6 protein-coding genes and 1 pseudogene are annotated in these 5,527 nt (G+C 30.8%); all 7 read left to right on the forward strand.

The annotated features are described in order from the left end of the window. Nucleotides 1-216, forward strand: a pseudogene (locus Q4Q16_RS09155) (hypothetical protein); the annotation flags it as partial. 544 nt (nt 217-760) lie between these two features. Continuing rightward, nucleotides 761-1,576: a phosphate ABC transporter substrate-binding protein gene (locus tag Q4Q16_RS09160; RefSeq protein WP_303347423.1), complete on the forward strand. Its 816-nt coding sequence runs from the start codon at nt 761-763 to the stop codon at nt 1,574-1,576. 95 nt (nt 1,577-1,671) lie between these two features. After that, complete coding sequence (gene pstC / locus Q4Q16_RS09165) at nt 1,672-2,547, forward strand: phosphate ABC transporter permease subunit PstC (RefSeq protein WP_303347424.1); 876 nt, start codon at nt 1,672-1,674, stop codon at nt 2,545-2,547. 21 nt (nt 2,548-2,568) lie between these two features. Then, nucleotides 2,569-3,420 carry a phosphate ABC transporter permease PstA gene (gene pstA / locus Q4Q16_RS09170; RefSeq protein WP_303347425.1) on the forward strand — a complete coding sequence of 284 codons (852 nt, stop codon included), beginning with the start codon at nt 2,569-2,571 and terminating at the stop codon, nt 3,418-3,420. Nucleotides 3,421-3,441: 21 nt separating this feature from the next. After that, a complete protein-coding gene (gene pstB, locus Q4Q16_RS09175; RefSeq protein WP_294005164.1) occupies nt 3,442-4,194 on the forward strand; it encodes a phosphate ABC transporter ATP-binding protein PstB in 753 nt (250 codons plus the stop codon). A 25-nt stretch (nt 4,195-4,219) separates the two neighbouring features. Beyond that, entirely contained in the window at nt 4,220-4,891 is a 672-nt protein-coding gene (locus tag Q4Q16_RS09180) for a PhoU domain-containing protein (RefSeq protein ID WP_303347426.1), read from the forward strand. Between the two features lie 117 nt (nt 4,892-5,008). Next, a complete protein-coding gene (locus Q4Q16_RS09185; RefSeq protein ID WP_303347427.1) occupies nt 5,009-5,293 on the forward strand; it encodes a hypothetical protein in 285 nt (94 codons plus the stop codon). Nucleotides 5,294-5,527 lie beyond the last annotated feature (234 nt).

The following is a 5,527-nucleotide window of genomic DNA, read 5'->3' on the forward strand; positions in this document are numbered from 1 at the left end:
TACTGGACATATGTCATCTTTATTCATGTATCTTTATTTGTTTATATTATTATAATAGGCATTATTGTAGCATTTCCCGCAATGCCTACTTCACATTTTGTTTTATATTATGTGTCTCAAATTGAAATTTTATCAATAGGTACAGTTTTTATAGGGTATGTTGGAATTGGCCTGATCGGAATGAAACTGAGTTTAAAGAAGACAGATTGCACGTGATTATATTTACAATATTAGTTATTTTATCTTCTTATATGGGATATGCAATGGTAGATATGTTATTTTAGTGAGCGGTGTGTTTCAGTCTGGCATTCATTTTTAATATATGAAAACAACTCTAAAACTCAATTGGCTTTGGATTGTGATGTTTGGTATCATCATCCATTTTGCTGTTAGCATTGAGGAGTCATCCATCATAAGCTGAAATTGTTCAGGTTAATTAATATCGCAGAATACCTGGGAAATTTAATGTTCACATTCATGTTGAGTATACAATTGATAAATTACAAATCATGTTAATTTTGGAAAAAAGAAAATTACCGCGAAGTTACTTTTCAAATGATGCTTATTTTTTCTTCAGCAAAAAATCTGTTCGTTTTTTAGGTATTTTTTATTTTTTTATTAAATGCCCCCTCATTTATTATTCACATTATGTGAATTTTATTTCACTAAATAGTAACACTTAAATAATGTAAAAAAAGAATTTCATATTGTAGGAGAAAATCAGATCCTACATTTAATCAATTACAAAGAGGCAAAATAAATGAAAAAGAACCATAGAATTGCAGTTATTGTTATTGCAACCGTGTTAATCATTATGAGTGGAATTTTACTATTTTCAGGATTTGGAAGCTCCGAAAGAATTGATATAGTAGGTTCCACATCTGTACAACCGGTAGCTGAAAAACTAGTAGAAGAATATAAAATTACTCACCCCAATGCAAACATTAATGTTCAAGGTGGAGGATCTAGCGTAGGCATTAAAAGTGTCCATGAAGGAAGCGCAGAAATTGGTACAAGTTCAAAAGAATTGGACGATAATGAAAAAGAAGGATTAAAAGAATATGAACTTGGTCAGGATGGAATTGTATTAGCTGTTAACAGAAATAATGATGTATCAGATTTAACTAGTACCCAATTAAAAGACATATTTTCCGGAAAAATCACCAACTGGAAAGAAGTTGGTGGAAATGATGGTAAAATCCATGTTATAGTCCGTGAAGAGGGATCAGGTACTTTAGATGCATTTAAAAGTATTGTAATGGGAAATACAAAAATCAAAAGTGATGCCATTGTTCAAAGTTCAACTGAAGCTGTAAAACAATCTGTCAAACAAGATGAAAACGCTATTGGTTTTGTTTCATTCGCACACATGTCTGATGATGTGAAATCTTTAAGTATCGAAGGAGTAGCTCCAAGCACTGAAAGTATCGCAGACGGTTCTTATGAATTAAAAAGACCATTTTTATTCCTTGTTAAAGGAGAACCATCAGGTGATTTAAAAGACTTTATCGACTGGATAAATAGCACTGAAGCAGATAATGTTTTAAAAGGAGAAAAAATTATCAAATCAAAATAAATAACCCGACAACAGGAATTTAAAAAATAAATATGATAACTAATGTTTTCATTATATTTTTTATTCTTAATTTTTTTATACTGGAGGGATTTAACATGTCTAAACTTACATCTGAAACAATAATGGAGAAATCATTGTTTATTATTGCATTATTCTCTTGTTTGGTGATTTTACTTATAATAAGTTTTATATTTATCGAGGCTTTCCCTGCAATACAGGAATATGGAATCACCCAATTTTTATTTGGAAATATCTGGGCGCCAAATGAAGGGCAATTTGGTGTATTTGCAATGATAATTGGATCATTATATGTTACATTCATTGCACTTTTAATGTCAGTTCCTTTATCTCTTTCATGCGCAATATTTATGGCAGAAGTTGCAAGCAGTAAAGTTAGAAAGTTTTTAAAACCCGTTATTCAAACATTATCTGGAATCCCTTCTGTTGTTTATGGATTTTTTGGTCTAATTTTATTAGTCCCATTTATAAGATCTCAATTTGGGGGAACTGGCTTCGGCATACTTACTGCAGCAATCATATTGTCCATCATGATTTTGCCGACTATAATTTCGGTTTCTTATGATTCATTAAGAGCAGTTCCGCAGGACTACAAAGAAGCATCTTTAGGTTTAGGAGCAACAAACTGGCAAACAATTCGTAGAGTTGTTTTTCCATCAGCACTGCCGGGCATTATTACCTCAATTATTTTAGGAATGGGCAGGGCTGTGGGTGAAACATTGGCTGTACTAATGGTCATAGGCAATGTTGCAAAAATACCAGCATCGATTTTAAGTCCTGCTAGAACTTTGACCTCAAATATCGCATTGGAAATGAATTATGCAATCGGCATTCATTATAATGCTTTATTTGCTACTGCAGTCGTGCTGTTTATAGTAATTATTTCATTGTTAATTATTGCAAATCATATTCAAAGGAAATACAGTATGGATATTGGTGGAGGAACATTATGAATACAAAAGGAGGTATGAAAAATGAATTTTAATTTTATATCTGCAAAAATTTCTCAAAAAATAATGAATTCAATATTTCTACTTTCAGGAATTATTACCTTAACAATTCTGGTAATTATTTTAGCATATATTTTAATTAAGGGCCTTCCGGTAATAAATTTAGAATTTATTTTCGGTCAAGTTGAAAATCAGGGTGCATCAGGCGGAATATTTCCAATAATCATATCAAGTTTATATGTAACTTTGCTTTCAGTTTTAATATCCACTCCATTGGGAGTAGGTGCTGCTATTTATATGGCGGAATATGCAAATGATGGAAAATTAACTAGGATAATACGTTTTGGAGCCGAAATATTAGCTTCAATTCCTTCAATAGTGTATGGTTTGTTTGGATTATCTTTTTTTGTCATATTTTTAAATTTGGGATGGTCCATATTTTCAGCCAGTTTAGTTTTAGCTATTATGGGGATTCCAACAATATTTCAAGTTTCAGAAGTATCTATACGCTCAGTGCCAAGCATATATGCAGAAGGAAGTTATGGATTGGGCGCTACAAAATGGCAGACCATTTATAAAGTTGTCCTGCCTGCAGCACTTTCCGGAATTGTCACTGGAATTATATTGGGAATGACAAGAGCAATTTCTGAAGCAGCCGCTGTAATGTATGCTGTAGGCTCATCCATTACCATGCCAATTTCAATACTCGATCCGGGTAGGCCATTGCCGCTTCATTTGTATATTTTAGCAACTGAAGGCATTTCTTTACCTAATGCCTTTGGAACTGCAGCCGTTCTAGTGATTATTGTATTGATTATTACATTTTTAACTAATTATTTCACAGAAAGATATCAAAATAAAATGATGGGAAAATAAATAAAGTAAGGAGATTTAATTATGGAAAAAATTACTGTTGAGCATTTAAATACTTATTTCGGAGATGCTCATATTCTTAAAGACATAAATTTTAAAGTAGCTGAAAACACAGTCACTGCATTAATCGGTCCATCAGGTTGTGGCAAATCAACTTTTTTAAGGTCAATTAATAGGATGAATGATTTAATACCGGCATTTAAATGTGATGGAACTCTCCTTCTTGATGATGAAGATGTTTATGCTCCTGAAATGGATGTTGTGGATTTGAGAAGAAAAGTAGGAATGGTTTTTCAAAAACCCAATCCTTTTCCAAAATCCATTTTTGAAAATGTAGCTTATGGTTTAAGAATTCATGGAGAAGAAGATGAAGATTTTATAAAACAAAGAGTTGAGGAAAGTTTAAAATCAGCAGCAATTTGGGATGAAGTTAAAGATAAACTTGATAAATCCGCAATGGGATTATCTGGAGGTCAACAACAAAGATTATGTATTGCAAGGACGATAGCCAATAATCCTGAAGTTATTTTAATGGATGAACCCTGTTCTGCTCTAGATCCAATTTCAACATTAAAAATTGAGGATTTGATTCATGAACTTAAAAAAGGTTATACAATCATTATTGTAACGCATAATATGCAACAGGCATCAAGAGTTTCAGATTACACCTCCTTTTTCTTAAATGGAGAGATTATTGAAAGTGGAAGGACAGAACAGATATTTGTAAGTCCAAAAGAACAAAAAACAGAAGAATATATAACCGGAAGGTTCGGATAATAAATCAAATTAAGGAGGTATAATAATGAATGAAAAATCTCCAAGCATCACATTTCAAAATAGAATTAACAATATTAAAGAAGGTTATGAAGAATTAGGAAATTTAACCATTAAATTAACTGGAACTGTTGTCAGATTGCTTGAAAACTATGATGAAACAGATTTTGAAAATATTGAAGAATGTTCTACTACAATAGATATTAAAACAATTGATTTAGAAAGAGAATGTATTAAATTCATGGCTACAGAACAGCCTTTAGCTAAGGATTTGATGTTTATCGAATCAACACTTCGGGTAATAAGCCATTTTAAAAGAATTTCTCATTTATGTTTAAAAATTGCTAAATTAATTAAAAACATTCAATGTGCAGACATTCCTGAAAAAATTCTTAAAGAATTGGAGTATATGGGAGATTATACCTTGATTATATTAAAAAAATCGTTCTTTGTATTTTCAAATCAGGATTTGGATAAAGCAAAAGAATTACCTATTGATGATGATAGAATCGATGAGAAGTATGACTCAATTTTAAATGAAGTTACCGAAAATATGATTAAAAATAATGAGTTGATTCCCTATTTTGTTGATGTTATTTTTCTGGCCAGATACTTTGAGAGAATTGCAGATAAATCAGTTAGCATAGGATCTAGAACAATATTCATGTTAACATTGAGAAGACCAAGTATTGATGATTGAATTTTGAATAATTTTATTTCTAGTGAGTATAAATCTTTCATTCACTTAAATATTTTTTATATTTCATTACTAAAATTTCAAAACTGCCAACAGTTATAATCAAGATTCCAATTAGGAATGCATATAAGTATCTTAAATTATATTAAAGAAAAGTACCCTGATTTATTTCCATTATATGATTTGACATATAATAAAAAAGATAGGAGCTATTGGAAGAGCCTGAATAATGAAATTAAGGAATACTGCGAAAATCAAGGATTGCTGTATCTTAGGGATAATGACTCTATCATACAACCTTTTGATGAACCTCCAATTGTTGTAAATTATTTCTATCATGAAGAAATAACAAAAACTGCAAAAAGAAAGACAGATGCCATTAGCTATTCAAAACTCACATTCTGAAACGCTTCATATATCTCAATCCAAAATCATATTTGATTTCCAAAATCACTGCCGTTAAGTCAATATCATCTAAGGAAATGAAAACAAAAAAAGTAGCTATTGAATTTCTCAACATTAACATCGAGTATTATGCAGGCAAGAGGTTACGAACTTTAAAACAATTCGTATAAAACGAATGTAAAAAAAGTAATGAAAAATTGAAAAAAGTCTAAAGTTTTGATTTCTTTCATAAGT

The sequence above is a fragment of the Methanobrevibacter sp. genome (genome assembly GCF_030539875.1).
Lineage (GTDB): Archaea > Methanobacteriota > Methanobacteria > Methanobacteriales > Methanobacteriaceae > Methanocatella.

Coding starts and splice junctions, on each gene's coding strand:
- Q4Q16_RS09160 (WP_303347423.1), top strand. CDS start 761: ATGAAAAAGAACCATAGAATTGCAGTTATTGTTATTGCAACCGTGTTA.
- Q4Q16_RS09185 (WP_303347427.1), top strand. CDS start 5,009: ATGCATATAAGTATCTTAAATTATATTAAAGAAAAGTACCCTGATTTA.
- pstB (WP_294005164.1), top strand. CDS start 3,442: ATGGAAAAAATTACTGTTGAGCATTTAAATACTTATTTCGGAGATGCT.
- pstA (WP_303347425.1), top strand. CDS start 2,569: ATGAATTTTAATTTTATATCTGCAAAAATTTCTCAAAAAATAATGAAT.
- Q4Q16_RS09180 (WP_303347426.1), top strand. CDS start 4,220: ATGAATGAAAAATCTCCAAGCATCACATTTCAAAATAGAATTAACAAT.
- pstC (WP_303347424.1), top strand. CDS start 1,672: ATGTCTAAACTTACATCTGAAACAATAATGGAGAAATCATTGTTTATT.